The organism is Cognaticolwellia beringensis (genome assembly GCF_002076895.1).
Lineage (GTDB): Bacteria > Pseudomonadota > Gammaproteobacteria > Enterobacterales > Alteromonadaceae > Cognaticolwellia > Cognaticolwellia beringensis.
This window is the reverse complement of record NZ_CP020465.1, coordinates 3,158,340-3,183,357: the sequence shown is the minus strand read 5'-3', so window position 1 is coordinate 3,183,357 and position 25,018 is coordinate 3,158,340. Positions and strand designations below refer to the sequence as shown.

Annotated in this window: 20 protein-coding genes; 9 read left to right on the top strand and 11 right to left on the bottom strand. The window is 38.3% G+C overall.

From position 1 onward, the window contains the following. Positions 1-663: a class GN sortase gene (locus B5D82_RS13425; RefSeq protein ID WP_081152211.1), complete on the top strand. Its 663-nt coding sequence runs from the start codon at positions 1-3 to the stop codon at positions 661-663. A gap of 594 nt (positions 664-1,257) precedes the next feature. Here B5D82_RS13425 and B5D82_RS13420 read toward each other — a convergent pair. Beyond that, positions 1,258-2,193 (bottom strand): 2-hydroxyacid dehydrogenase, encoded by a 936-nt coding sequence (locus B5D82_RS13420; RefSeq protein WP_081152210.1) that lies wholly within the window; start codon positions 2,191-2,193, stop codon positions 1,258-1,260. 142 nt (positions 2,194-2,335) lie between these two features. Here B5D82_RS13420 and B5D82_RS13415 point away from each other — a divergent pair, with 142 nt between their 5' ends. The 4 genes from B5D82_RS13415 (at position 2,336) to B5D82_RS13400 (ending at position 7,045) form a co-directional block, all read left to right on the top strand. Further along, positions 2,336-3,202, top strand: coding sequence for a PA4780 family RIO1-like protein kinase (locus tag B5D82_RS13415; RefSeq protein ID WP_081152208.1), 867 nt, complete (start codon positions 2,336-2,338; stop codon positions 3,200-3,202). 659 nt (positions 3,203-3,861) lie between these two features. Beyond that, the gene (locus B5D82_RS13410; RefSeq protein WP_081152207.1) at positions 3,862-4,848 is read left to right on the top strand and encodes a DUF1852 domain-containing protein; all 987 of its coding nucleotides are present in this window, start codon (positions 3,862-3,864) and stop codon (positions 4,846-4,848) included. Positions 4,849-4,956: 108 nt separating this feature from the next. Continuing rightward, the gene (locus B5D82_RS13405; RefSeq protein ID WP_081152205.1) at positions 4,957-6,021 is read left to right on the top strand and encodes a methionine synthase; all 1,065 of its coding nucleotides are present in this window, start codon (positions 4,957-4,959) and stop codon (positions 6,019-6,021) included. A gap of 139 nt (positions 6,022-6,160) precedes the next feature. After that, positions 6,161-7,045, top strand: coding sequence for a LysR family transcriptional regulator (locus B5D82_RS13400; RefSeq protein ID WP_081152204.1), 885 nt, complete (start codon positions 6,161-6,163; stop codon positions 7,043-7,045). 367 nt (positions 7,046-7,412) lie between these two features. Here the strand turns inward: B5D82_RS13400 and B5D82_RS13395 are convergent, their stop codons facing one another. The 3 genes from B5D82_RS13395 to B5D82_RS13385 all read right to left on the bottom strand — a co-directional run bounded on the left by B5D82_RS13395 (position 7,413) and on the right by B5D82_RS13385 (position 9,775). Next, entirely contained in the window at positions 7,413-8,399 is a 987-nt protein-coding gene (locus B5D82_RS13395) for a YeiH family protein (protein ID WP_081152202.1), read from the bottom strand. Positions 8,400-8,561: 162 nt separating this feature from the next. Further along, entirely contained in the window at positions 8,562-9,011 is a 450-nt protein-coding gene (locus tag B5D82_RS13390; RefSeq protein WP_081152201.1) for a hypothetical protein, read from the bottom strand. 101 nt (positions 9,012-9,112) lie between these two features. Further along, a complete protein-coding gene (locus tag B5D82_RS13385; RefSeq protein WP_081152199.1) occupies positions 9,113-9,775 on the bottom strand; it encodes a YehS family protein in 663 nt (220 codons plus the stop codon). A 342-nt stretch (positions 9,776-10,117) separates the two neighbouring features. Here B5D82_RS13385 and mfd point away from each other — a divergent pair, with 342 nt between their 5' ends. The 4 genes from mfd to B5D82_RS13365 all read left to right on the top strand — a co-directional run bounded on the left by mfd (position 10,118) and on the right by B5D82_RS13365 (position 16,536). Beyond that, on the top strand, positions 10,118-13,627 hold the full coding sequence (gene mfd, locus B5D82_RS13380) for a transcription-repair coupling factor (RefSeq protein ID WP_081152198.1): 3,510 nt from the start codon (positions 10,118-10,120) through the stop codon (positions 13,625-13,627). A gap of 132 nt (positions 13,628-13,759) precedes the next feature. Then, a complete protein-coding gene (locus B5D82_RS13375; protein ID WP_081152196.1) occupies positions 13,760-15,346 on the top strand; it encodes a CsiV family protein in 1,587 nt (528 codons plus the stop codon). Positions 15,347-15,390: 44 nt separating this feature from the next. After that, complete coding sequence (locus tag B5D82_RS13370) at positions 15,391-15,681, top strand: DUF1244 domain-containing protein (protein ID WP_081152195.1); 291 nt, start codon at positions 15,391-15,393, stop codon at positions 15,679-15,681. An 84-nt stretch (positions 15,682-15,765) separates the two neighbouring features. Next, positions 15,766-16,536 carry a substrate-binding periplasmic protein gene (locus B5D82_RS13365; RefSeq protein WP_081152193.1) on the top strand — a complete coding sequence of 257 codons (771 nt, stop codon included), beginning with the start codon at positions 15,766-15,768 and terminating at the stop codon, positions 16,534-16,536. 25 nt (positions 16,537-16,561) lie between these two features. On the opposite strand, the gene B5D82_RS13360 is transcribed toward B5D82_RS13365, so the two are convergent. The 7 genes from B5D82_RS13360 to B5D82_RS13330 all read right to left on the bottom strand — a co-directional run bounded on the left by B5D82_RS13360 (position 16,562) and on the right by B5D82_RS13330 (position 25,015). Continuing rightward, entirely contained in the window at positions 16,562-16,843 is a 282-nt protein-coding gene (locus B5D82_RS13360) for a hypothetical protein (protein WP_081152192.1), read from the bottom strand. Between the two features lie 813 nt (positions 16,844-17,656). After that, on the bottom strand, positions 17,657-18,346 hold the full coding sequence (locus B5D82_RS13355; protein ID WP_081152190.1) for a pseudouridine synthase: 690 nt from the start codon (positions 18,344-18,346) through the stop codon (positions 17,657-17,659). Positions 18,347-18,502: 156 nt separating this feature from the next. Continuing rightward, positions 18,503-18,961 (bottom strand): GNAT family N-acetyltransferase, encoded by a 459-nt coding sequence (locus B5D82_RS13350; RefSeq protein ID WP_081152189.1) that lies wholly within the window; start codon positions 18,959-18,961, stop codon positions 18,503-18,505. Between the two features lie 119 nt (positions 18,962-19,080). Then, entirely contained in the window at positions 19,081-20,181 is a 1,101-nt protein-coding gene (locus B5D82_RS13345) for an XdhC family protein (protein WP_081152187.1), read from the bottom strand. 133 nt (positions 20,182-20,314) lie between these two features. After that, positions 20,315-21,922 carry an HD family phosphohydrolase gene (locus B5D82_RS13340; RefSeq protein WP_081152186.1) on the bottom strand — a complete coding sequence of 536 codons (1,608 nt, stop codon included), beginning with the start codon at positions 21,920-21,922 and terminating at the stop codon, positions 20,315-20,317. Between the two features lie 6 nt (positions 21,923-21,928). Further along, positions 21,929-24,145 carry a CHASE2 domain-containing protein gene (locus tag B5D82_RS13335; protein ID WP_094122807.1) on the bottom strand — a complete coding sequence of 739 codons (2,217 nt, stop codon included), beginning with the start codon at positions 24,143-24,145 and terminating at the stop codon, positions 21,929-21,931. Continuing rightward, a complete protein-coding gene (locus B5D82_RS13330; RefSeq protein WP_081152184.1) occupies positions 24,146-25,015 on the bottom strand; it encodes an MBL fold metallo-hydrolase in 870 nt (289 codons plus the stop codon). Between the last annotated feature and the right edge of the window lie 3 nt (positions 25,016-25,018).

The window sequence follows — 25,018 nt, the reverse complement described above, 5'->3', positions numbered from 1 at the left end:
ATGGCTAAGCTAACTAAAATTGTTAGAAAACTAGCGGCTTTAACCTTAATTATTGTTGGTGGTTTTTTGTTTATTCACGCTAGTTGGCTGCCAACTAAAGCATGGTTGTCGCAACAATTAATTAATCACAGCTGGCAGCAATCAATGGCTGCACAAAAGCATTTGCACGAACAGCAGCAAAGCCATGCTCAAGATAATGTAAACATACATAACTTGAATTCACATAGTTTACAAAAGCAAATAGCGATTAAACCTTGGCCATGGGCTGATACTTTTCCAATTGCTGAACTGGTATTTAAACGCTTAGGTAAAAGTATCGTGGTTTTAAATGGCGGCGATCCTACCACCTTAGCGTTTTCGGCTGGTGCCGTTGCCCCATTTAATCAACCCAATATAACTAAACCTTTTGTGGTTGCTGGGCACCGCGATAGTCACTTTGCTTTTCTGGAGGATGTAACCATGAGAGATATAATTTCGTTAACCGATACTCAAGGCCAAGCTCAATTATTTCAAGTTGAAAGTATCGATATTGTAGATGCTTCTGCCGGGCAATTGCCGTTACTCGCCGATGCAGCAAGTTTAGTCTTGATCACCTGTTATCCTTTTGCAGAAATCGGTAACGACTCTGATGAAAGATATGTGATCACCGCAAAAACCTTGTAAATGGTAGTTCGGCATTTATGCCGTCAAACGTATGTGATACATATTAATTAGAGAATTAATTCAAAACGATGGGATAAATCCCAACCTACAAAAGAATGAACAACAATGTTCATGATTGCTCATCGTAGGTCGGCATTTATGCCGTCAAACGTGCGTTATACATATTAATTAAGCAATTAATTCAAAACGATGGGATAAATCCCAACCTACAAAAGAATGAACAACAATGTTCGTGATTGTTCATTGTAGGTCGGCATTTATGCCGTCAAACGTGCGTTATACAAACGAATTAGACAATTAACTCAAAACGATGGGATAAATCCCAACCTACAAAAATAAACACAAATATTCGTGATTGCTCATTGTAGGTCGGCATTTATGCCGTCAAACGTGCTTTATACAAACTAAATCTACAATTAATTCAAATCGATGGGATAAATCCCAACCTACAAAAAACAAACACAAATATTCGTAATTGCTCATTGTAGGTCGGCATTTATGCCGTCAAACGTGCGTTATACATATTAATTAGACAATTAATACAAACCGATGGGATAAATCCCAACCTACAACTAAAGCTAATGACTTAAATCTTCAATAACCATTAACTTTACTTACCGCTTTTGGTATCAGCCCTGTTGCACGAAAATTGAGAATATTTTTAGCGACAATATCACAGGCACTATTAATATTTGTTGGTGCAGATATATGTGGCAAGATTGTAATATCAGGATGTTGCCAAAGTTCGCTATCAGCTGTTAGCGGCTCATGCTCAAAAACATCGAGTACCGCATGGCTAAGATAATTAGAATTTAACGCTGCTAATAGGTCGTCAGTATTAATAATGCCACCACGGGCAAAATTAATAATGGCACTGCTTTGAGGAAGCTGGGTTAATAAATTTTTATTAAGCATTCCTCTTGTCGCCTGCGTTAATGGCAGTAAACACACTAAAATATCACTTTGCGCTAACATTTCAGCTAAGCCCTGCTCTCCACTGAAGCAGCTAATATTGGCTATCTTTTTAGCTGTCCGACTCCAACCCATGACATTAAAGCCATTTTTTTGCAATTGCGCTGCGCTGACTTGACCTAACTCTCCTAAACCAAGAATACCAATGCGTCGCTCACTTGCGGGTACAAGTTGATGTTGCAGCCAGTGTTGATTTTGTTGCTGCATAGCATAACGCGGCATGTCTCGATGCAGATATAAGCTCCAAGCTAAAACCGCTTCAGACATTGCGTTGCTTAGTGTTGGATCAATTAATCGCACCACTTCAATCGGTGAATCGGCTAATGACTTCATTAAATGCTCAACGCCAGCCCAAACACTGTGCACCCAAGTTAAATGTTCAAATTCAGCCAACAAGTCCGTATCTGGGTTGGCCACAATTGCCAACTTAACAGACTTTTTATCTGCTAATTTAACCTCAGAATACGACACAATATTTTCATCAGGTAATCGCTGATTTAGAACCGCTAACCAAATAATTTCTTCATGTTTAGGTAATTGATTAATAAATGGGATCATATGGCTTTGCGTTAATGTAAAATAGATTTTATTATACTACCGCAAGTTAATACGTAAACCAGACAATGTTTTAATCTATTGATAAGTCAAAAGTTATAATTTTGTTCTATCTTCCAACGCCCAACTAAGGTATAACGGCGCTATGAAAGTACCTAAACGCATACAGCCACTTGTTAATGATGGCCTAATAGACGAAGTAATAAGCCAATTAATGAGTGGAAAAGAAGCCACCGTTTATATGGTTCGTTGCGGCGATGACGTTCGCTGCGCGAAAGTTTACAAAGAAGCAATAAAGCGTAGCTTTAAAAAAGCAGCGCAATATCAAGAAGGCAGAAAAAGCCGTAATAGCCGTCGTGCTAGAGCGATGGAGAAAGGTTCCAAGTACGGCCGAGACCAGCAAGAGTCAGCTTGGCAAAATGCTGAGGTTGACGCACTGTATCAATTAGCAGAGGCTGGCGTTCGTGTACCACACCCTTATGGCTGTTTCGACGGTGTATTATTAATGGAACTTGTGACCACTGACGACGGTGATGTAGCGCCACGCTTAAACGACGTTGTTATGTCAGAAGACCAAGCAGAAGAAGATCACACGCTAGTAATGCATTACGTAAAGCTAATGCTTTGTGCTGGTATTATTCACGGTGATTTATCTGAATTTAATGTTTTAGTTGATGATTACGGCCCGGTGATTATCGATCTACCACAAGCTGTTGATGCATCAGCTAATAATAATGCCAAATCTATGCTCATGCGCGATGTTACCAATATGACTAACTATTATGGTCAATTTAGCCCTGCATTAAAGCAAAGCAAGTATGGTCAAGAAATGTGGGCACTATTCGAAGCTGGTGAGTTAACACCTGAAACAACCCTAACAGGCTTATTTGAAGAAGATACAGATGCAGCAGATGTTGATACCGTATTAGAAGAAATTAAAGCCGCATTTGAAGAAGAAGAAGCCAGAATAGAACGCATTAGTGATGCCAACGCTGTCGACAGTGAGTACTAAGTTAGTTTCATACGCAAACTGAAAACAATCTCATTAGATTGCAGCGCTCTTACTTCTGCTTACACCTAATAATCCTAGGCACTTATATGAATAAGTGCCTAAATACGAACATGAGCCTAAAGATAAATATGAACCTAAATATGAACCTAAATAGAAACCTAAATATGAGTATCAATACTTAGGTTTTTCTAAAACACCCCCTACGCACAAAAGCAACAAACCACTGTTATATCACCAAGCGCTTTAGTTAGATTTACCTCCTTCGAGCAAACCAATACACAAACCAATACACAAAAAATAAAAGTAAAATATAAATTTAGATAGCATGGCTAACATCAACAGCTTTGGCAAAGTCATCAACAATAAAGCCCGCACCAAAAAAAAATTAAGCGAAAAGGCATGGTCATATAGCCATTAAATCGCTGGTCAATTTACGCTTACCTACAAACCATGAATATTACTCATGAGTCGATGAAATAAAACCATTTTTATTCATAAAATGAATCACGTATAAATACCCCCTGCTTACTTCTAAACAAGATCACAGTTGATTCCTAAAGCGATTATTAGGGATAAATTAAAAAGACCTGTGATGGAAAGTCTAGATAGAGCAAGAAATAAATTTAGGTTTTTTACACAAAATGGGATAACGGATTACCATGAATAAAAATTTTACATTTTCTATTAAGCACATTTGTCTCGATGAAAACTATCACCCCTCAGACGGCACACGTATTACCACCAACTTTGCTAATTTGGCCAGAGGTAAGAGTCGACAACAGAACTTGCGCAACGCGTTAAAGATGATCGACAATAGTTTTAATGCCTTAGCGCATTGGGATAATCCGAAAGGCGATCGTTATTCTGTTGAGCTTGAAATTGTTTCCGTTGATATAGACATTGCCGGCAGCGGTCAGGCCTTCCCATCGATTGAGGTGTTAAAAACCCATGTTGTTGATCATAAAACTAACAAACGCATAGAAGGCATTGTTGGCAATAACTTTTCCTCCTATGTGCGTGATTACGATTTTAGCGTATTACTGCAGGCACATAATAAGGGGCAGACACAATTTAGCATTCCAGATAACTTTGGCGAACTGCATGGGAAAATATTTCAGTATTTTGTAAATTCAGATACTTACAAAAAAAACTTTAAAAAAACACCGGTTATATGCCTGAGTGTTTCAGATAACAAAACTTATCTTAGAACTGAAAATCAGCATCCGGTATTAGGTGTTGAATACCAGCCAAATGAATCTTCATTAACCGAGCAATATTTCCAAAAAATGGGCTTACAGGTTCGTTATTTTATGCCGCCAAATACTGTTGCGCCTTTGGCCTTTTATTTCTTTGGTGATTTACTGAATGATTACACTAGCCTTGAACTGATAAGCACCATTAGCACAATGGGCACCTTTCAAAAAATCTATCGACCAGAGATTTATAATGCCAATGCTGCTGCAGGAAAGTCCTATCAGCCAAATTTGAACAACCAAGATCATTCGTTAACGCAAATTTTTTATGACCGAGAAGAACGTAACCGATTAGGCAATGAGCAAGGCAAATTTGCTGAAGAGCATTTCATCAAGCCATATCAAACTGTGCTTGCTCAATGGTCTGCCAATTATGCCAACAGTTACGCTTAGCTATTACGCTTAGAAACTACTATTAAAAACCACGCTGACTCGTTAATTTAATCGTTACGCTCAGTAACTATGTTCAATAATCAGTAAAAATATACGGCATTATTTACTATGAAAACACTTTTTAACAAACCTCTTACTAATAAAAAAACATTACCTACTTCAACGGCAGGCAGTTTACCTAAACCCGCTTGGCTTGCAGAGCCAGAAACACTTTGGTCACCTTGGAAGTTACAAGGTAATGAATTAACTGAGGGCAAACACGATGCCTTACGTTTGTCATTGCAAGATCAACAACACGCAGGTATTGATATTGTCAGTGATGGCGAACAAACACGCCAACATTTTGTTACTACCTTTATTGAGCATCTCAACGGTGTTGATTTTGAAAAGCGTAAAACCGTTAAAATTCGTGATCGCTATGAGGCCAGTGTACCAACAGTTGTTGGCCCGGTTAGCCGACAAAAATCAGTGTTTGTTGAAGACGCCAAGTTTTTACGTCAACAAACCAAGCAACCGATAAAATGGGCTTTGCCAGGCCCAATGACAATGATAGATACGCTGTATGATGACCATTATAAAAGTCGTGAAAAACTCGCTTGGGAATTTGCTAAAATTCTCAATCAAGAAGCCAAAGAATTAGAGGCAGCAGGTGTTGATATTATCCAATTTGATGAGCCTGCTTTTAATGTCTTCTTTGATGAGGTTAACGAATGGGGAATTGCTTGTTTAGAAAAGGCTATTGAAGGACTAAAATGCGAAACCGCGGTACATATTTGCTATGGCTATGGCATTAAAGCCAATACAGATTGGAAAAAAACCTTAGGGTCTGAGTGGCGACAGTATGAAGAAGCGTTTCCTAAGCTAAAAAAATCTAATATCGATATAATCTCGCTAGAGTGCCATAACTCTCATGTTCCAATGGAGTTACTTGAGCTTATTAGAGGTAAAAAAGTGATGGTTGGCGCTATTGATGTTGCAACCGATACCATTGAAACACCCGAGGAAGTTGCCAATACTTTGCGAAAAGCACTTAAATTTGTCGATGCCGACAAACTTTATCCTTGTACCAACTGTGGTATGGCTCCTTTATCTCGTAAGGTTGCAACGGCTAAGCTAAATGCTTTGAGTGCAGGCGCAGAAATAATACGAAGAGAACTATCGGCGTCGTCATAGGCACTTATAATTAGCAACAACTTAACTGCCCACTATGCCCCTAAAGGTGCGAATAATACCGTTAGTGGGCAATACAAATGATATAGTTACGTCGTTCATCATTATAATCCGTCAATAAAGCTAAAAAAGGAATTTACCCGTGTTAGAAAGGATCCATTTAGAAATACTCACCGCAATCAAAGAACATGGAACCCTAACTAAAGCGGCTGATTCCTTGCATTTATCTCAATCTGCATTAAGTCACAGCATTAAAAAACTAGAGGGCCAACTTGCTACTCAGATATGGAAAAAAGATGGTCGAAACTTGCGCCTTACTGCAGCTGGACAGCGTATTCAAACCCTCGCTAATAGAGTATTGCCACAGTTTTTACACACGGAATTATTATTAAGTCAAATTGCCAAAGGTGAAATGGGCTCGTTACGAATAGGCATGGAGTGTCACCCGTGTTACCAATGGCTACTCAGAGTAATACAGCCTTATTTAAAACAGTGGCCAGACATTGATATGGATGTAAAACAAGAATTTCAGTTTGGTGCTTTAGGTGCTTTACTAAGCTACGAAATAGATATACTTATAACACCAGACCCGTTGTTTAAGCCTAAAATAGACTACATACCCGTTTTTGAATATGAGCATAGACTGGTAGTTTCCGAGTCGCACAAACTGGCACAACAAGATTTTGTGTTACCTGAACAGCTATACGATGAAACCCTGTTTAGCTACCCGGTAGAGCCACTTAGACTCGATATATTCAGTCAATTTCTTAACCCTGCAAAGTGTTCAGTAAAAAAACATAAATACATTGAAACCACTGAGATTATGTTGCAAATGGTCGCCGCAGGCCGAGGTATTTGTGCCTTGCCCGGCTGGCTAGTAGACGAATACTCAAAATCAATGCCGATCAAAAGTATTCGTTTTGGAGAGCAAGGTATTAGTAAACAAATCTTCGTAGGTATCCGTAAAAACGAACAACAAATTAATTATTTAAGTGATTTTATTACTCAAGCTAAAAAAACTAAATGAACAATAAGTGGTGCTTTTAAGGGGGAATTTCATATTAAGTAGGGTCAGATACACATTAACTACTGTTTCGAATGTCTAAAATAATGCCTACAGATGCTTTGATCTGGCCCTATACATACTATTACTATTTGTATTAAGTAGGGTCAGATACACATTAACTACTGTTTTGAATGTCTAAAATAATGCCTACAGATGCTTTGTTCTGGCCCTATACATACTATTACTATTTGTGGCGTTATTAATGGTTTATCAGGTATTTTGACATAAAAAGTTCAACAAATTTACTCCGATGTAACTACAACCCAATAACCATCAACACGAATACTCACTCAATTTGAAGATTCGCACACATAAAATAAAAAATCAGTTAATAAAAAATCATGATACCCGCAATAATTAAGCCGGCTAAAAATAACGTCTCGCTGCCCATTAATAATACCGGACGCCAACCAACCGATAGCACTTGCTTTAATGACGTTTTAACACCAATGGCGGCGATGGCGATAACTAATAAGTGACTCGATAGGCTTCGAATAAATTCAATTAACCCTGAGGGTAACACTCCAACATTTTTTAAGAATGCCAACACGAAAAACATAATTAAGAATCCGGGAATAAAAGCACTCACACCACCGCTCATTTTGCTGTTTTTTTCTTTAAAAGCGAAAAACACCATCATGACTATCGGCATTAATAGTGCTACCCGTAGTAGCTTAATATAAGTGGCCACATCACCTGCTTCAGGTGAAATGGTATAACCTGCACCAACAACCTGTGCAACGTCATGAATTGCGCCGCCAATAAAAACGCCGGCTAATTGATCTGAAAAACCTAAGGAGCTGGCAACTATGGGATAAAAGATCATTGATAAGGTGCTAAACGTAGTAATACCGATCACTGTAAAAGCAAAGTATTTTTCTTGAGATTTATCATTTGGTAACACCGTAGAAATAGCTGCCGCCGCAGAAACACCGCACACCGCAACAGCGCCTCCCGACAACACCCCAAATACTTTAGGTAAACCTAAAACACGAGCAAATAATACACCAAATAGAATCGTTAAGGTCATACTAACCATGACAATTAACGGTGGCGTAATACCTAGCGATACTATATCGGCAAAAGCAATACGCACGCCAAGCAAGCCAACGCACAAGCGCAATAGCTCGCGTGAGCAGAAGTTAACACCGGCTTGAATAGTTGAATAGCTATAAAATGAATGCAGGCTCAAGCCCAATAATAATGCAAACAGTATAATTGGCGCTTGATAACGGCTGGCTACGATTGTCGCGATAACAGCGACCAAGGAACATAAGGCCAAACCTAATAATTTAGCTTGAAAATTTATCAGCATTACTTATTTAACCGTAAGATTTTGTTAGAAAAAAATAAGAAATAAAGTGTACCACTAACCCGCATGAGTTTAACAATTTTCAAAGCCTAATAACTAAAAAAGCCTACAAATGCAGGCTTTAGGTTGTTAATGATATCGCAGGTAACAGCTTTACGAGTTTGGCTAACTGAACCAGTTATTCTTTTTACCTTTAGCGGCAAAGCGCACTAAAACTAGCGCAATAAGTAGCACCATAATAGGCATTATAGTGCCGCCGGGGCCGTATACTTCATAGGAGTTACTGATAAAAAACGAGTGAAACATTTGCACCACAACGCCAACAAACGAGGCAATAAACAAGGGATAACAAAGGCTTATTTTCATTAACAACGCTAGGCTACCCAGTGCGCCACCAAATACAGCAAAGGCAAATGCTATGGTTGCCCATAACGGTACTGAGGTATAAAGCGCTTGCTCTGCTTGTGGTAATTCAGCGATCATTTCTGGTGTCATCATCATATGGCCAACAAAGGCCATAACACCAAGTAAGTTCCATACAATTGCTAAAATAGCAGCCACTCTGAACCAACTTGGTATTCCATTAACGTCTGAAGTTTGTGTATTCTCTGACATATTAAATCCCTTATTTTAGTGCTTTATTTTTATAGTTATTTAGAATATATGTATTAGAAATATAGCTTATTTATAGCACAAAAGTCAGATTTAAATGATGGCTATTCACCCCAAATATCTTTCGGCTTAAGTTTTAAGACTTTACGCTCGCCAGGCTTGCGCTCGACCTTGGTTTTATTGGGATTAACATAAATTTTACTGGCATTGGCTTTAGCCGAATTGTAATTTTTATCCGCTAAAACTTCTTCCAATTTGTCTTTAGGCTCTTCAACTACTGCTTTTTTCACTTGCTCTTTAGCACGACGTTGAACATGAAATTTCTTGTCTATACCTTGTAACAAATTGCGTAAAACCTGATCCTTACATTCACGATAGTTTTTATGATCTGGTTTGCGAGAAAAGGCACTTAGCTCTGGCTTATTTAAACGAAAGTTAGCTAGCGCAAGCATTTCAATAATATCTTCTGCTTTTAAATTAAAGGCTATTTTCAATTTAGTTAGAATAATATTATTGTTTAAACGCTTCTCAGCCTTTGCTGGTTCACCTTCTTTTTTTCCACGACGTTCATTAATAAAGCCATTTAAAAAAGCAGCAAATGTGGTATCTGGGCAATTTACATAAGTAGGATCATCTTCTTGCTTTAACCAGTTACTAATTTGCTCGCGTGTTACGGTTAAATCGCCGGCAGCAAAAATAGCAATAACCTTTTGATCGTTAAAATTAAAGGTATATCTCAGGCGGCGTAAAACATCGTTATTAGTCAAAAACTTCTCCAAAATCCAACGAATGTCGCTGGTTATTGCTACTTTGACACTAATTATATTTATTAGTGCTCAGCAACATATAGTGATTCAATTGCGCGCTATTATACACGCTTTAAATAGCCAGATCTTTATCTGCACACGCTATTTAATGTAAAAGCTATACAGCTTTAAATTTAGCGGTTAAAGATCACCTAAAACTCATGTTAAGATACGTGGAATTTTGGGGTTAAGCGCTTTCAAAAACCAGTTAAATAATGTAAAAAAGCGCTCAATACTAAAATCACCATTTAAAAAGATGTTTCTGAGTTAATCATTTTCAACGCAATTTAATTACGAGCAGTCATGAGTAAAAATGTTAGCCTTTTCAGTCCAGTATTAGCTAAAGCCCGCGGTAAAAGTGCCGATAAAAAAGTTTGGCAAAATCTCCCTGGTAGTAGTGCAACGGTCGCTATTTTCCATGGCGCGTTATCAACACAACAGCCAATACTTTTGCTGACTCATGACACCCCATCGGCATTGCGTTTAGAGCAAGAACTTGCCAGTTTAAATCGACAAGCACAATTACCTATTTGCTTATTTCCTGATTGGGAAACGTTACCGTACGATACATTTTCGCCACACCAAGATATTATTTCTCAGCGTTTAGCCACTTTATATCAGTTATCGCGCATGGATAAAGGCATTGTTATTGTGCCTATTTCCACCTTAATACAGCGTTTAGCGCCTAAACAATATATTGAAGCGAATAGCTTAATCATTCAAAAAGGCGATAAAAAAGATTTACATCAACTAAGACAAAGCCTAGAAGCTAGCGGCTACCGATGTGTTGATCAAGTGATGGAACATGGAGAGTTTTCTGCCCGTGGTGCCATTCTTGATATATTTCCTATGGGCAGTAACACCCCATTCAGATTAGACTTTTTTGATGACGAAATTGATGAAATTCGTTTGTTTGACCCAGAAAACCAGCGTTCGAGTGACAAAGTTGATGGCATTAACTTATTACCCGCCCATGAATTTCCAACCGATACTGACGGCACTAATTTATTTCGTAGCCAATACCGCGAACAATTTACTAGCACAATAGATAAAGAATCTATTTATCACCAAGTCAGTAACGGTATTATGCCAGCGGGCATAGAGTATTATTTGCCCTTATTTTTTGAGCAAACCAATACCTTATGTGACTACTTAGCTGATAACACTTTAGTTATTATCAGTGGCGATATTGATAAAGCCTTAACACATTACTGGACCGATATTGACTACCGCTACGAAGATAGACGTTACGACCCTACTCGGCCATTATTACCACCCAGTCAGCTATTTTTAAATAGTGAAGAACTTTACAGCGCTTTAAAACCTTTTGACCGCATCAATTTAAAACCTGACGTTAAGGAAGATGAAGTAAAAGCATCTCAAGTACAGTTTGACGTTCATGCATTACCTGATCTGACCATAGATCATAAATTAAAGCAGCCTTTTGAATTACTTAATAACTTTGTTGCTAGTAAAGAAACGCCAAATAAACTGCTATTTGTTGCGGAAAGCCAAGGTCGACGTGAAAGTGTTTTAGAATTATTAGAGCGTAACAAAATAAAGCCAAATATCTTTGATACTATTGAAGATTTTGTAAATAGTGACGCGCCACACGGTATTACCGTTAACGCCTTAAGTGCTGGCTTTATATTTCAAGCCAAAGGCAGTGCGAAAAAAAATGCAATCGCTTTAATCACAGAAGCAGAGTTGCTCGGCGATCGTGTTCGCCAAACCCGTCGTCGTAATAAACAACAAGAAATTCAAAACGACGCAATATTTAAAAATTTAGCCGAGCTAAGTATCGGTCAACCGGTTGTTCATATTGACCATGGTATTGGCCGTTACATGGGTTTACAAACCATAGAAAACAGCGGTATTACCACAGAATTTTTAGTGCTCAGTTACGCTAAAGAAGCCAAACTTTATGTGCCTGTTGCTTCACTACATTTAATTAGTCGCTACTCAGGCGCAGACGCCGAGCACGCACCTTTGCATAAATTAGGTAACGATACCTGGAGCAAAGCCAAACAAAAAGCGGCAGAAAAAGTACGCGACGTCGCCGCTGAATTGTTAGATATTTATGCTAAACGTGCCAGCAATCATGGTTATAGTTTCAAGCGTGATAAAGATGAATATCGTGCCTTTGCTGATAGTTTTGGTTTTGAAGAAACCTTTGATCAAGAACAAGCAATAAATGCCGTGATCAGCGATATGCTCTCACCAAAAGCGATGGACCGATTAGTGTGTGGTGATGTTGGCTTTGGTAAAACCGAAGTCGCAATGCGCGCAGCCTTTGTCGCGGTAAATGACGGTAAGCAAGTAGCGATATTAGTGCCAACTACCTTGCTTGCTCAGCAGCATTATGAAAGCTTCCGTGACCGTTTCGCCAATTGGCCTGTTACCATTGAAGTTTTATCACGCTTTAAAACCACCAAAGAGCAAAATGTTGTTATCAAAGACGTTGAATCTGGCCAAATAGATATTTTAATTGGTACCCATAAACTTTTACAAAACAGCATAAAATATAAAGATCTAGGGCTTTTAGTGGTTGATGAAGAACATAGATTTGGTGTTAAGCAAAAAGAAAAAATAAAGCAGCTACGTGCTAATGTCGATATTTTAACCTTAACGGCAACACCAATTCCTCGTACGTTAAATATGGCGATGGGTGGCATGCGTGACTTATCAATAATCGCGACACCACCAGCTAAACGATTAGCCGTAAAAACCTTTGTTAGAGAGCGTGATGACGCCTTAATTCGCGAGTCAATACTGCGTGAAGTGTTACGTGGTGGCCAAGTCTATTTCTTACATAATAATGTCGATACTATTGATAAAACCGCCGCTGACATACAGCTATTATTACCCGAAGCGAAAATTATTACGGCTCATGGCCAAATGCGTGAGCGTGAACTTGAACGTGTAATGGGCGACTTTTATCACCAACGTTATAACGTTTTAGTCTGTACTACCATTATTGAAACCGGCATTGATGTACCTACCGCCAATACCATAATAATGGACCGAGCAGACCATTTAGGTTTAGCGCAATTGCATCAATTACGTGGCCGTGTTGGTCGTTCGCATCACCAAGCTTATGCTTATTTATTAACACCGCACGAAAAACGCATGACCAAAGATGCGAAAAAACGCCTTGAAGCCATAGCGTCATTAGAAGACTTAGGCGCAGGATTTACTTTAGCAACCCATGATTTAGAAATTCGTGGTGCCGGAGAGCTATTAGGCGAAGATCAAAGTGGTTCAATGAGCCAGGTCGGTTTTACGCTTTACATGGAAATGCTCGATGCCGCGGTTGCTGCGCTTAAAGACGGTAAAGAATTATCTTTAGACCAAGTAACAAAAACGCAAACAGAAGTAGATTTGCGCGTAGCTGCTCTCTTGCCAGACGATTACATATTCGATGTTAGTTTACGATTAAGCTTATATAAACGCATTGCCAGCTGTAAAAATAAGCAAGCGTTAGACGATGTGCAAGTTGAACTGATTGACCGATTCGGTTTATTACCCCAAGCAGCGAAAAATTTAGTGCATATTGCTAAGCTAAAACTCAAGGCTGAAAAATTGGGTATCACCCGAATTGATGCTGGGCCTGCAGGTGGAACCTTTGAATTTAGTGCCGATACAAAAGTAGATCATATGTTCATTTTTGGTTTAATTCAGCAGCAGCCGAAAATATATAAAATGGATGGAGCGAATAAGTTGAAATTTAAACAAGTCACTGAAGATGCTAAATCTCGCTTTATTTTGATCACAACCATGCTAAACGAATTAGCGAAACATTTACGCCCTTAAGTACATAAATGATTAATACTTAACTGCAATAACAGTTACTTTTTATAGCTAACAGATAACTGATTGATAATTTAAGTATTGACCAACTTTTGCTATTATCACTAGGCAAAATAAACATTAACTGGATACTGAATGAAATTAACCCAACTATTTTTATGTTCTGCCGCTTTAGCACTACCGCTAACGATAAATGCAGCGACGCAAAAAAGTGACGACCGATGGTTTGATGTCGAAATTATTCTTTTTAGCCAATTGGGCGATAAAAGTCAGTTAAAAGAAAGCTTTCCAGACACCAGTGAATTACCTAAACATCAACGTGTTGAAGATTTACTTCGCAGATATTTAAATCCAGATATACGTGGTTTAAAACAGCTTTTACCCAGTTGTGACTCTCCACAATATGAGGAAAATTTAGTTAAGAAAACCGCTAAGTTACCCACCCTTTTTAAAGAGAAATCTTTAACTGAGTTAGCGCTGACAGCAACAGAAGAGTCGATATTTGACGTTGAAAACCGAACAGCAGAGCAAAATAACAGCCAGTTTAGTGACTCAACTGATAGTGCAACGTTACCTTCAGCAGCAAACGAAAGTAGCAGCATTCCAACATTGCCTGAAAATGCCAATGATGAAGATGCAAACAAAGCGATTAATAACAATACGCTTTATAGTGAAACACAAAGTGATGCACTTGATGGCACTACTTTGTCGCCTGAGCCAGAATTAACGGCGCAGGAGCAAGAAAAAATACAAAACTTAGTCATAGCCGCAGAAGCAGAGTTTCAAACGCTTAAATTTCAATATACACCAACAACAGAAGCTAAATTGCTATGTCGAATTGATCAGATTCACTTTACTGATTATCAAGTAAATAACCCTGAATTTGACTACTATGGTTTTGCTGTTGATAAAATGCCTTTATTGATTGATGGACAAGAGGAAGTAGGCAATAACAACACGCATTTGCTTAGTAAAGCATCACTGCAACTTGATGATATTATTCAAGACTTAAGGTATAGCAAAAACTTCCGTCCACTATTGCATATGGGGTGGCGTCAAGTTGCGCGTCCTGAAAAAGAATCTATACCGGTGAAAGTATATGCCGGTGAAAACTTCGCTTCAGATCATCAAAAAAAGTTGGTACGTTACAATAAGCAAAAAAACCAGCATATTGCTCAGGCAATTGAAACGACTAACCAGCAAAGTCCCGTTGGCATTTCAACGCTTAAAAACCAAGCAAAGAATAGCCAAGAGGAAAAAGTTCAAGCGGCACAAAAACTGCGAATTCAAGAGGTTATTGCTCAATTATCGCAAGTAAATGAAGATACTGAAGCACTATTAACATCATTTAAAACCCAAGATTTATCGTTAAAGCTTGGCAACGAAAATCCATTAATAGCTGAGCCGCCATTAGCACCCGTACAACCTTGGTTCATCGATGGTTTTTTCAATATTCATTTAAAACACTATTTATTTATAACAGCTGATTTTAATATTTTAGATAAAAATTTAGCTGAACTTGCCACTGCACAATTAGCTGCAAACGCTCCGGCTTTGGCTAATGCTGATATAAAAATTGCAAAGCCGATACAAGCGAAAGCTATTAGATTTAAACAAGATCGACGCGTTATCAGTGGCGAAGTGCATTATTTCGATCATCCTTACATGGGTATGATAGTGCAAATTAGACCTTACACAAAACCTGAGCCTGAAGATAAATAAAGTCTTTAGAGCTTATTTTTCAGATTAATTATTTAGAGGATATTATGGATAAAGAAATTGAAATTCAAGCAGCGGTATTTCGTCGTTTACTCGCGCATTTAGATAATCGTAAAGATGTACAAAATATCGAGTTAATGAACCTTGCCGGCTTTTGTCGCAATTGTTTTTCTAAATGGACGGTTGCAGAAGCTGAAAAGTTGGGTGTTGATGTTGATATTGATACTGCCCGTGAGCAAGTGTATGGCATGCCGTATAGTGAATGGAAAGATAAACATCAGCTACCAGCAACAGACGAACAACTAGAAAAATTTAATCAGTTAAATCCAAAAAAATAATATTATTTTTTTGTCATTAATTATTTAAATGGCTATGATTAAACTATTATTGCAGTTATTAAAGTTAGTGAGGTATTCAGGTTTATGAAGTTTTATTTTTCCATGTTTACCCTAACTTTAATGCTAGCGATAAGTTTCCCACTTTATAGCCAGCAGTTCCTTCGTACTTCTTATTACAGTCAAAATGTTGCACCACAACTATTTTTCGACGAACAGGGTCGTCCTATTAGCGGCATTCTTTTTGATATAACGCATACAATTGCCAATCAATTAGACATGCAACTTGAAATGTTGCCCATTCCTCGCAAAAGAGTAGAACAATCTCTAGAAACAAATGTTATCGACATGCATTGTGTTGCAAATCCTATGTGGTACAAATCAATATATTTACAATGGAGTGACGTGATTTATAACAATCCTGATATTTTGATTAACCGCCGAGGAATAACAGCTTTAACTAAATTATCAGAGTATAAGAAACTTAAAATTGGCACTACATTAGGTTATATCTATCCTGAATTATCAAGCTATATTGATAATGAAAACATACTCCCTATCCCTAGTTTGACACCCGCTGCAAGCTATAAAAAATATCGTCAAAACAAAATATCTGGTTTCGTCAGTGCATCTATTGAAGCATCTTATTTTTACAAAAATATTGAAGATTCAGTGATTGCTATGAATGACAACGAGATTCATTGTGCTCTTTCACCGAGCTTGGACAAGGTAACGGTAAATAATATTAATGCGGTGATTAGTACTTTAAAGGTGACTGGTGAAATTGATAATATATTAGAAAAATACAGAAGAATACCGGAGTCAAAGCTAGATAGAATTCAAACTTTAAGCGATTAGTCGTGTTATAAATGCTATTCTAGCTTTAAATTTTAACACAAATAGCAGATTCATTTTCTCTTCGATCTTTGCGATCACGCGACTCTAACCACCGACCTCTATTCAGTGTCTGCTCCCTGCGATCGTCGCCAGTGCGTCGTTCATTTTCAACTTCTTTTTGTTCACTTATTTCAGCCTCGTCATGCTCAGGCGTTAAATTAGGCTTCTTTTTATCATGCGCCCGCGCTTGCTTTTGACGACTGTCTTTTGCAGAAGGTTCAGCTTTTGCCGTATAGCTAGCTGGCAGTAAATCAATTAAAACTTCCATTATTATTCTCGACTACCCTTTAAAAATTAAGTAATACTGTACAGTTTATGGTTACTTAATCGGCAGTTAATGCAAAAGGTTTAATATTATTCTAGATAATCGTAAAGCTCTAAGCCAGATTGATCATAAAAAATAGATCTCTATCAAACAGCTAAAAATTTTGAGTCGATTTAATTGAACGTTCATCTGTAAGAAGTGAGTGTAGACCGGAATTTATGCCGTCAAACGTGTGTTATACACATTAATTAGCGAATTAATTCAAAACGATGGGATAAATCCCAACCTACAAAAGAATGAACAAAAATGCTCATGATTGCTCATTGTAGGTCGGCATTTATGCTGTCAAACGTGCGTTATACACATTAATTAGCGAATTAATACAAAACGATGGGATAAATCCCAACCTACAAAAAATAAATACAAATATTCGTGATTGCTGATTGTAGGTCGGCATTTATGCCGTTAAATGTGCGTTATACATATTAATTAGCGAATTAATACAAAACGATGGGCTGAAGCCCAACCTACAAAAGAATGACACAATTATTCGTAATTGCTCATTGTAGGTCGGCATTTATGCCTTCAAACGTGCGTTATACATATTAATTAGCGAATTAATTCAAAACGATGGGATAAATCCCAACCTACAAAAAATGAACACAAATATTACTGATTGCTCATTGTAGGTCGGCATTTATGCCGTCAAATAGCCGCTACACATGATTGGCTCAAGACCAACCTATAAGGGTAAGTTAATCAATGGAATCTAAATCTTTCCCTAAACCAACAATTTATTATTACAAAAATTATTCTTTAAAGAAAAGCACTCACTTCTTCTGGGGTTAAATATCGCCACTCACCTAAAGGTAAATCCGCAAGTTTTACTGGACCTATTTGCTCGCGATGCAAACCAACCACCTTATTTCCAACCGCCGCAAACATACGTTTAACTTGGTGATATTTACCTTCGGTAATCGTGAGTAAGACTTCTTTTTCTGCTACTTGCTCTAACTTAGCAGGACGAGTTAAATCGTCTTCACCTTGCAGTTGCACGCCCTGAGTAAACTTTTCTGCCGTATCGGCTTTTAAAGGGCTACGCAGCCACACCCGATAGACCTTCTCGCACTGTTTTTTAGGTGAAATAATATTATGCGACCACCGACCATCATCAGTTATTAACACTAAGCCTGTGGTGTCAGCATCTAAGCGACCCGCAATATGCATATCAAATGCTCTATCAACATCAATTAAATGTAATAACGACGGATATATTTCATCAACATTTGAGCAAATGGTATCAAGCGGTTTATGTAGAATAATATAACGAGAACTACGGGCAATTAGCGCTTGGCCTTCAATACAGATGTCATTATTTTCATGCACTTGCGTTGCGGGATCTTTAATCGCAACGTCATTCACCGTTACTTTACCCATTTTGAGCAATTTTTTAGCTTCGGTTCGGGTAAGTTCGGTGCTTTTGCAAATAAATTTATCGAGGCGCATAGTCGGCAATGTCATTAAAAGGTTGTGGAGAAAAGGCGACGCTATTATCGCAATTTACATATTTTTAGCAAGGTTAGGTGAATAAAACTGCCTGTGCATTATTCATAAAAATAAAAGTTATAAAGACAAAAATCGTTATTGACCAGTCAAAGCCCGTTAAGCCTTCACCATGTACAAACAGTTTTTCAAGCTTAGTTCTTCAGGATAAGATTGAAAAATAAATCCAAGTTTTTGATAGCTTTTAATCGCACTGTCATTATGTTCTAAAACGAATAATGAACATGCATGGGTGCTAAGTTCTGCTTTACCTTTACTACACAATTGTTGAATTAAATGTGCAGCAATACCTTGGCCACGAAAACCTGGATTGATAACTAGCCTTCCTAAATGACACTTACCAAGTCTCAGATAATATTGTCCAAATCCTAGCAGCTCTGACTTTGCAGAAAGTAATGAAAATGACGCTAAAGTGTCTAACTGCAAATCATGCTTAAAAGAATGTAAGTCAAAGGGAAACCTAAAGTTCGGCCCTGACCAAAGCTTTAGTTCATTTTCTGTCGTAAACCACGACATAAGTTCAACTAAGTGGTCATCAGATGGTTGAGATAAATACATAGACACCTTTAGCATTATTTCGAGAAAGTAACCTGACATGCAAGCAAGGTGCATCACAATGAATCTTGCCCCAGACTATCCTATAAATAAGCTAAGCTAGCCAAGTTAGGTTAGCTAATTTAGCTATTAATAAAGTGACCTGATAACGCCAAAGCACTACGATTATGTAATACGCTGTGACATTGCGCTAAAATAGACAAGGCAATTGACTCAGGTAGTTCGCCACCAATATCTAGCCCTACGGGGCCATTAACATGACGTGTCAGCCAAGTTATGTCACTAATATCAGCTAAGCTTTCAACATTATGTCGTCGTTCCATGGGTCCTAATAAACCAATATATTTTGCAACCTTATTTTCATGCAATAAACGCAACCAAGCCGCGTCTAAATTTAAGTTATGCGTCATCAACACAGCGGCATCAAGTTGTTTAAATTGTGCGGTTTGAGAAAAGTCATCGGGATGAATTCTAAAGATATCAGCGGCATGTTTAAAGCTGCTACTGCGCGCATAGCTTGAACGATGGTCAACAACCGTTACACGCCAGCCCATTTGTGCCGCCATGGTTACTAGCGGAATAGCATCGGAGCCACCACCAAAAATCCATAAGTTAGTCGGCGCAGATATTTTAGTAAACGACAGTTCAGATTGACCTAAAACTATATGACTGTGCGCTTTATTTAGTTTGATCATTTCACTCAGGGCGTCATTTTCAATACTTTCTTGTGCCTGATCGGTGGACATTAACAACTGGCCTACATTATCAAATAAATCTATCGCATTTAATGATTTTTTTGCTGCCTCAACCGTTAAAAATGTCTGTTGTAAATAGCTGGTTTCCCCCGTTTGCATACGTTTAAAAAGCATTGCTAACAAACGTTGATGTGCTGCTGTGACATATTGCAGTAATACACCTATTTTACCTTTGCAGCCTACACCTAACTCGGCAGCATAACCGTCTTCTTCAAGCATATCGTATTCAACATAATGCGCTTGTTCGTTATCGAAGACTTTTTTAGCATGTAAAACGATATTGGCCTCTAAACAGCCGCCACTAACTAAGCCATGTGATTGACCTAAGTTATTCACCAGCATAATAGCGCCGGGTGAGCGATAACTTGAACCTTCTTTATTCACTATGGTAGCAAGTACCCAGTTAAGTTTATCGCTGTGATTTAAGTAATATTCAAGCAAGGAAAAATGGGAATGGTTATTGAGCAAGGACAGTCCTTAAAAATATGGGGAAATAGTTTATCAATATAGCGATAATTTACAGAGGTTAAGACTGGACAGTAAATGATGTCTAGCCAATATTTATAACATTATATCGACTAGACAAACATTAAATCAATATTTAGCTGAGCAGCGCTTCAATATCAAATTCATCAAGCTGTTTAGGGTCGGCAAAATTAATGATGTATTGCTCATACACTTTAGCGCGGACAAATATAGCAAATAGATCGCCATCAAGGTGATTGTTTTTCACCATACTGCTCATTATTTTTAAACATTCACTTACCGGCTTGGCACTTTTGTAGGGTCTATCAGCGGCAGACAATGCTTCGAAAATATCAGCTAATGCCATTAACCTTGCTGGCACCGACATTTGCTCTTTCGTTAAACCGCGAGGATAGCCTTTACCATCCATCGTTTCATGATGACCTAAAGCGTATTCTGCTACGTTGGCAAGGTGTTTTGGAAAAGGTAAGGCTTCAAGTATATCTAACGTTACATCCATATGTTTTTGAATGATTTTTCTTTCTTCATTATTCAATGTGCCGCGTTTAATACTTAAATTAGTTATTTCATCGGCTGATAACAGCGGTTGCTTCACTTTATCTATAGTTATTTCGTATCTAGCAGAAATCGTATGTATATTTTGCTCTTGTTCATCGGTTAGAAACTCGCCACCTACGTTAACTTTTTGTAGAAATGCGTTATCTAAGTTTAGTTGTTTTTGCGCTAAATCTCTTTTACGCTCTAGTTGCTCAACCTGAATATCTTTACCCGCTTTTAATGCCGTGATCATTTTTTCTTGAAATTTAAGTTCGATATCACGACTAGCAATTTCTAGCTTAGCGGAAACATAGTGAATGCGGTCAAATATGGTTTCTAATTTCTTTGATTTTTCCATCACATGATCTGGCGTCGCAATTTTGCCGCAGTCATGTAACCAACCAGCGATACTCAGTTGATGCCTTTCTTGTGCTGAGAGTTTAAAAGACGCTAAAGGCCCTTCATTATAATCACTTACCGCGTCCGCAATCATCAAGGTTAGTTCTGGAACACGTTTACAATGCCCGCCAGTGTGAGACGATTTAGCATCAATCGCTAATGCTATTGTTTTAGCGAAAGACTCAAACAACTGCTGCATATTTGATATAAGCGCTTTGTTGGTTAAGGCAATGGCGCCTAAAGAGGCAAAAGATAATATTTGTTGTTCAACTTCAGTTGAAAAGCTGATAATTTCTGCATCGTCCATGGCATTAATCAGTTGAATAACGCCAATAATATCGCCGGTATGATCTTTCAGCGGAAAGGTCAGCATGGATTTTGTGCGATAACCCGTCGTACTGTCCATTTTTCTTGCGGCGCTAAAATCGAATGGCAGCGCATCGTAGACATCTTTGATATTGATCACTTCACCGGTATTCGCAGCATGGGCGACTATCGCGGAACGGTTTGGTTGGTTTTCGATAAATAACGGAATGCCAGGGAAATTAATCGGTGAGTCAGAGCTACCACCAAGGTGTAATTTCATACTTTTGTTGTATATTGTACGAAATTCTAACTCTTTTAAACCATTAACCAAATATATAGAACCGGCATCGGAATTCGACACTTCAACCGCTGCTAATAGTATCTTTTCCATTAACAAGTCAGTGTTTTCTTCTTTACTTAATTGGATACTAATATTTAGTAAATGCTCGAAAGCAGCTTGTTGTGATGATTTATTTGTCATAATGAATTACTTACTTTCATGGGTATATACCCCATCCCAGTCCGTTGCCTCGACATTATCGATAAGATTTTCTATTCTTGTTATTAATATACTATAAATTGTTATTGGCAAGTTAGCACTTTGTTTTAATTGCATAAACATTTCTTTAGCTTCAATGAAATTACCGGTCAGGTAATGTTCCATAGCGGTTTCATGTAATAAAACATCAGCTTTCGTAGTATCACTTACATCAGCATCAAAGCCTATAGGCTGATATATTTCAACCGCAGTGTGCTTACCTTTAACTTTTATTCTATCCATTTTCCTACAGATAATCCCTTGTTTAGTAATATCTGTAAAAGTAGTGCTTGATACTAAAATATCGACACCATAATATTTTGTTAACGATTCTATTCTCGCACCTAGATTTACCGCATCGCCAAGAACAGTATAAGCTTTTCTGTACGAGGACCCCATATCTCCGACCACCATTTCGCCGGTACTTATACCAATACCTACGCGAATTTCAGGCCAGTTTTTCTCTTTAAATTGCTCACTCAGCACTTCGGTTAGGGTAATTAATTGCATCGCACTAATAACCGCATTAACCGCATGGTCTTCATCTTCTAGCGGCGCATTCCAGAGTGCCATGATCATATCGCCCACGTACTTATCGATCGTACCTTTGTTGTTAAAGATAATAGCGGTTGCTTCTGATAAGTATTCTTTAAGAAAGTCACTTAATTCTTCAGGGGTAAATTGTTCTGACAAGGTAGTAAAATCTCTAATATCAGCAAACAATACCGACATTTCTTTACGCTCTGTTTTTAGCTCTACACCTTTCGCTGAACGGATCATTTTCTCGATATATGCTGGCGGTACATACTGATCAAACATACTTTTAATTTTTTTACGATTGGCATTTTCTGATATAAAACCCACGGCGCCATAATAAATAGTTAATAACGTTATCAGTAATATTATTTGAAATAATGGCAAACTAACTTTTAACGCCCACCAACAATACCAATTAAAACTTATATGCAAAGCAAAGCTAAGGAGGCTGATGAGTAAAATTCTTATTGGTCCTTGGCTTGCCATTAAAATGGACAGGGTAAAGCCGGTTAATAGCAATAACGTAAAAACAATCGCTAAGGTAATATCAAGTTCAACTGGTAATATTTCTGGGTGAATAAGCCCTTCAAACACATTAGCATGCACTTCTACCCCCGGATATTGCACACCAACCGAGGTTGTCCTCAAATCCGCTAAGCCTACGGCCGATGTACCAATAAAGACCACAGAACCGTCTAATACCTCTTGCGCTACGCGATCATTTAAAACATCGGTAGCAGAAATATATTGGAAACTGCGTTCACGGCCCTTGTAAGGAATAAATATTTGACCTTTCTCATTGGTAGGAATGAAATGATTACCGAAACTTAACCCCTGTAACCATGTGGAATCACCAGAGACTTTACTTTTGGTTTCAATTTTATCAGCTAAGGTGTAAACGCGCGCTGCCTCTAGGGCTAATGAAGGGTATAATTGGCCTTGGTAATTCAATACTAAGGAAGCCTTGCGAATAAAACCATCACTTTCAGGGACCGAGTTGATAAACCCCGCCCCGGTTGCGGCAGACTGTAACGTGGGGATATTACCAAGCACATGCTCAAAAGAGGCTATTTCAGATAATTGCCCTTTGGCATAAGACCAGTCAATAACAGGATCAGGCAATTGCCCTGCGGTTTGCGCGCGATCATCAAATAAAAATCCTAATATGACTTCCGAGTTGCTCAGCGTTTCTGCAAATTCTTGATCAAAATTGACCGAGTCCGTCAGTTGTTGTATTTGCGCACGAGATTGCGCGCCAAGGTCTTTATTTTTATTTAAAATAACTTCAACAGCATTTCTTTCAGGCTCGGCGAAAAAAATATCAAATGCAACAACAACCACTCCTGCATCCATTAATTTGGTCACTAAGTCGCTAACTTTACTGCGGCTCCAAGGATGGCGTCCTTGTTCGCGCATGCTTTTTTCGTCAATATCAATAATAATGACTTGTTCGTCAAATTCTCGCATTTCTGGCGATAGCGTTGCCAGTAATCGCGCATCATACAAAATACCTTCTACACGCTGCAGCAGTTTCTGCACATTATCCATACTAATGTAATTTAAACCAATCACTAATAAGGTGATGGCTAAACCAACAAGAAAGCTTTTCGAGCGGAAACTAGAGATCATTTAGTGACTTACTTTTATCGGCGGGGAAATATTTTGCTTTGTTAAGTCGACAACCATACCTTCTCGAGCGCAAAATATGCTGAGCTTATTTTTGTACTCAGCTTGTAACTTTTGTTCTTCAAGCAAAAGTTCATCATCGGTACGGGCGGGATCGTGGCTAATTATATATAAACTTTTAACTTTTGCTTCACAGGCTAGTTTTGCTACTTCTGAAAACGTGCTATGCCCCCAACCCAGTTTTAAAGGTAAGTCTGCTTCGATATATTGAGCGTCATGAATTAAGATATCGGCGTCAGCAATAAACTCAAGCCATTGCTGCCATGACGTATTTTTAACGTTTGGAGAATTCAATTCATTGTCTGTAACATAGGCAACTTTCTTACCTTCAGCCATTAAACAATAGGCCGTACCACCATCGGGGTGATTTAAGCGTTGCGTGTTAACGCTAAAGCCGGGGATTTCGAAATGACTTAATTGTGATTTTTCAGCATCAACTTTAATATTAGCGGGTAATTGCTGAAACTTAACCGGATGAGTGGAGCCTGACATTTGGGTTAATATTGCGTCTTTATCTTCACAATCCACTTCGCCTGTCACAATAACTATATCTCTTTTCGATTGAAATATAGGCTTAAAATAAGGAAAGCCTTGAATGTGATCCCAATGATTATGGGTCAGCAATATGTTGATGGGACCTTGTGTTTTCTCCAGTCGCTCACCGAGCGCGATAATACCAGTGCCTGAATCTAAAACCACATCATCGCCAGTTTCTAAACAGATATAAACACAAGATGTGTTACCACCAAATATCAGGGTATTTCTACCCGGTGTTGGGGTAGAGCCCCTAACACCGTAGAATTCTACTTTCATAAA

Bases quoted from the DNA above. Each gene is read 5' to 3' on its own strand.
- B5D82_RS13415 (WP_081152208.1), top strand. From the start codon at position 2,336: ATGAAAGTACCTAAACGCATACAGCCACTTGTTAATGATGGCCTAATA.
- B5D82_RS13355 (WP_081152190.1), bottom strand. From the start codon at position 18,346: ATGCGCCTCGATAAATTTATTTGCAAAAGCACCGAACTTACCCGAACC.
- B5D82_RS13410 (WP_081152207.1), top strand. From the start codon at position 3,862: ATGAATAAAAATTTTACATTTTCTATTAAGCACATTTGTCTCGATGAA.
- B5D82_RS13365 (WP_081152193.1), top strand. From the start codon at position 15,766: ATGAAGTTTTATTTTTCCATGTTTACCCTAACTTTAATGCTAGCGATA.
- B5D82_RS13340 (WP_081152186.1), bottom strand. From the start codon at position 21,922: ATGACAAATAAATCATCACAACAAGCTGCTTTCGAGCATTTACTAAAT.
- B5D82_RS13360 (WP_081152192.1), bottom strand. From the start codon at position 16,843: ATGGAAGTTTTAATTGATTTACTGCCAGCTAGCTATACGGCAAAAGCT.
- B5D82_RS13370 (WP_081152195.1), top strand. From the start codon at position 15,391: ATGGATAAAGAAATTGAAATTCAAGCAGCGGTATTTCGTCGTTTACTC.
- B5D82_RS13390 (WP_081152201.1), bottom strand. From the start codon at position 9,011: ATGTCAGAGAATACACAAACTTCAGACGTTAATGGAATACCAAGTTGG.
- B5D82_RS13405 (WP_081152205.1), top strand. From the start codon at position 4,957: ATGAAAACACTTTTTAACAAACCTCTTACTAATAAAAAAACATTACCT.
- B5D82_RS13420 (WP_081152210.1), bottom strand. From the start codon at position 2,193: ATGATCCCATTTATTAATCAATTACCTAAACATGAAGAAATTATTTGG.
- B5D82_RS13335 (WP_094122807.1), bottom strand. From the start codon at position 24,145: ATGATCTCTAGTTTCCGCTCGAAAAGCTTTCTTGTTGGTTTAGCCATC.
- B5D82_RS13395 (WP_081152202.1), bottom strand. From the start codon at position 8,399: ATGCTGATAAATTTTCAAGCTAAATTATTAGGTTTGGCCTTATGTTCC.
- B5D82_RS13350 (WP_081152189.1), bottom strand. From the start codon at position 18,961: ATGTATTTATCTCAACCATCTGATGACCACTTAGTTGAACTTATGTCG.
- B5D82_RS13375 (WP_081152196.1), top strand. From the start codon at position 13,760: ATGAAATTAACCCAACTATTTTTATGTTCTGCCGCTTTAGCACTACCG.
- B5D82_RS13425 (WP_081152211.1), top strand. From the start codon at position 1: ATGGCTAAGCTAACTAAAATTGTTAGAAAACTAGCGGCTTTAACCTTA.
- B5D82_RS13330 (WP_081152184.1), bottom strand. From the start codon at position 25,015: ATGAAAGTAGAATTCTACGGTGTTAGGGGCTCTACCCCAACACCGGGT.
- mfd (WP_081152198.1), top strand. From the start codon at position 10,118: ATGAGTAAAAATGTTAGCCTTTTCAGTCCAGTATTAGCTAAAGCCCGC.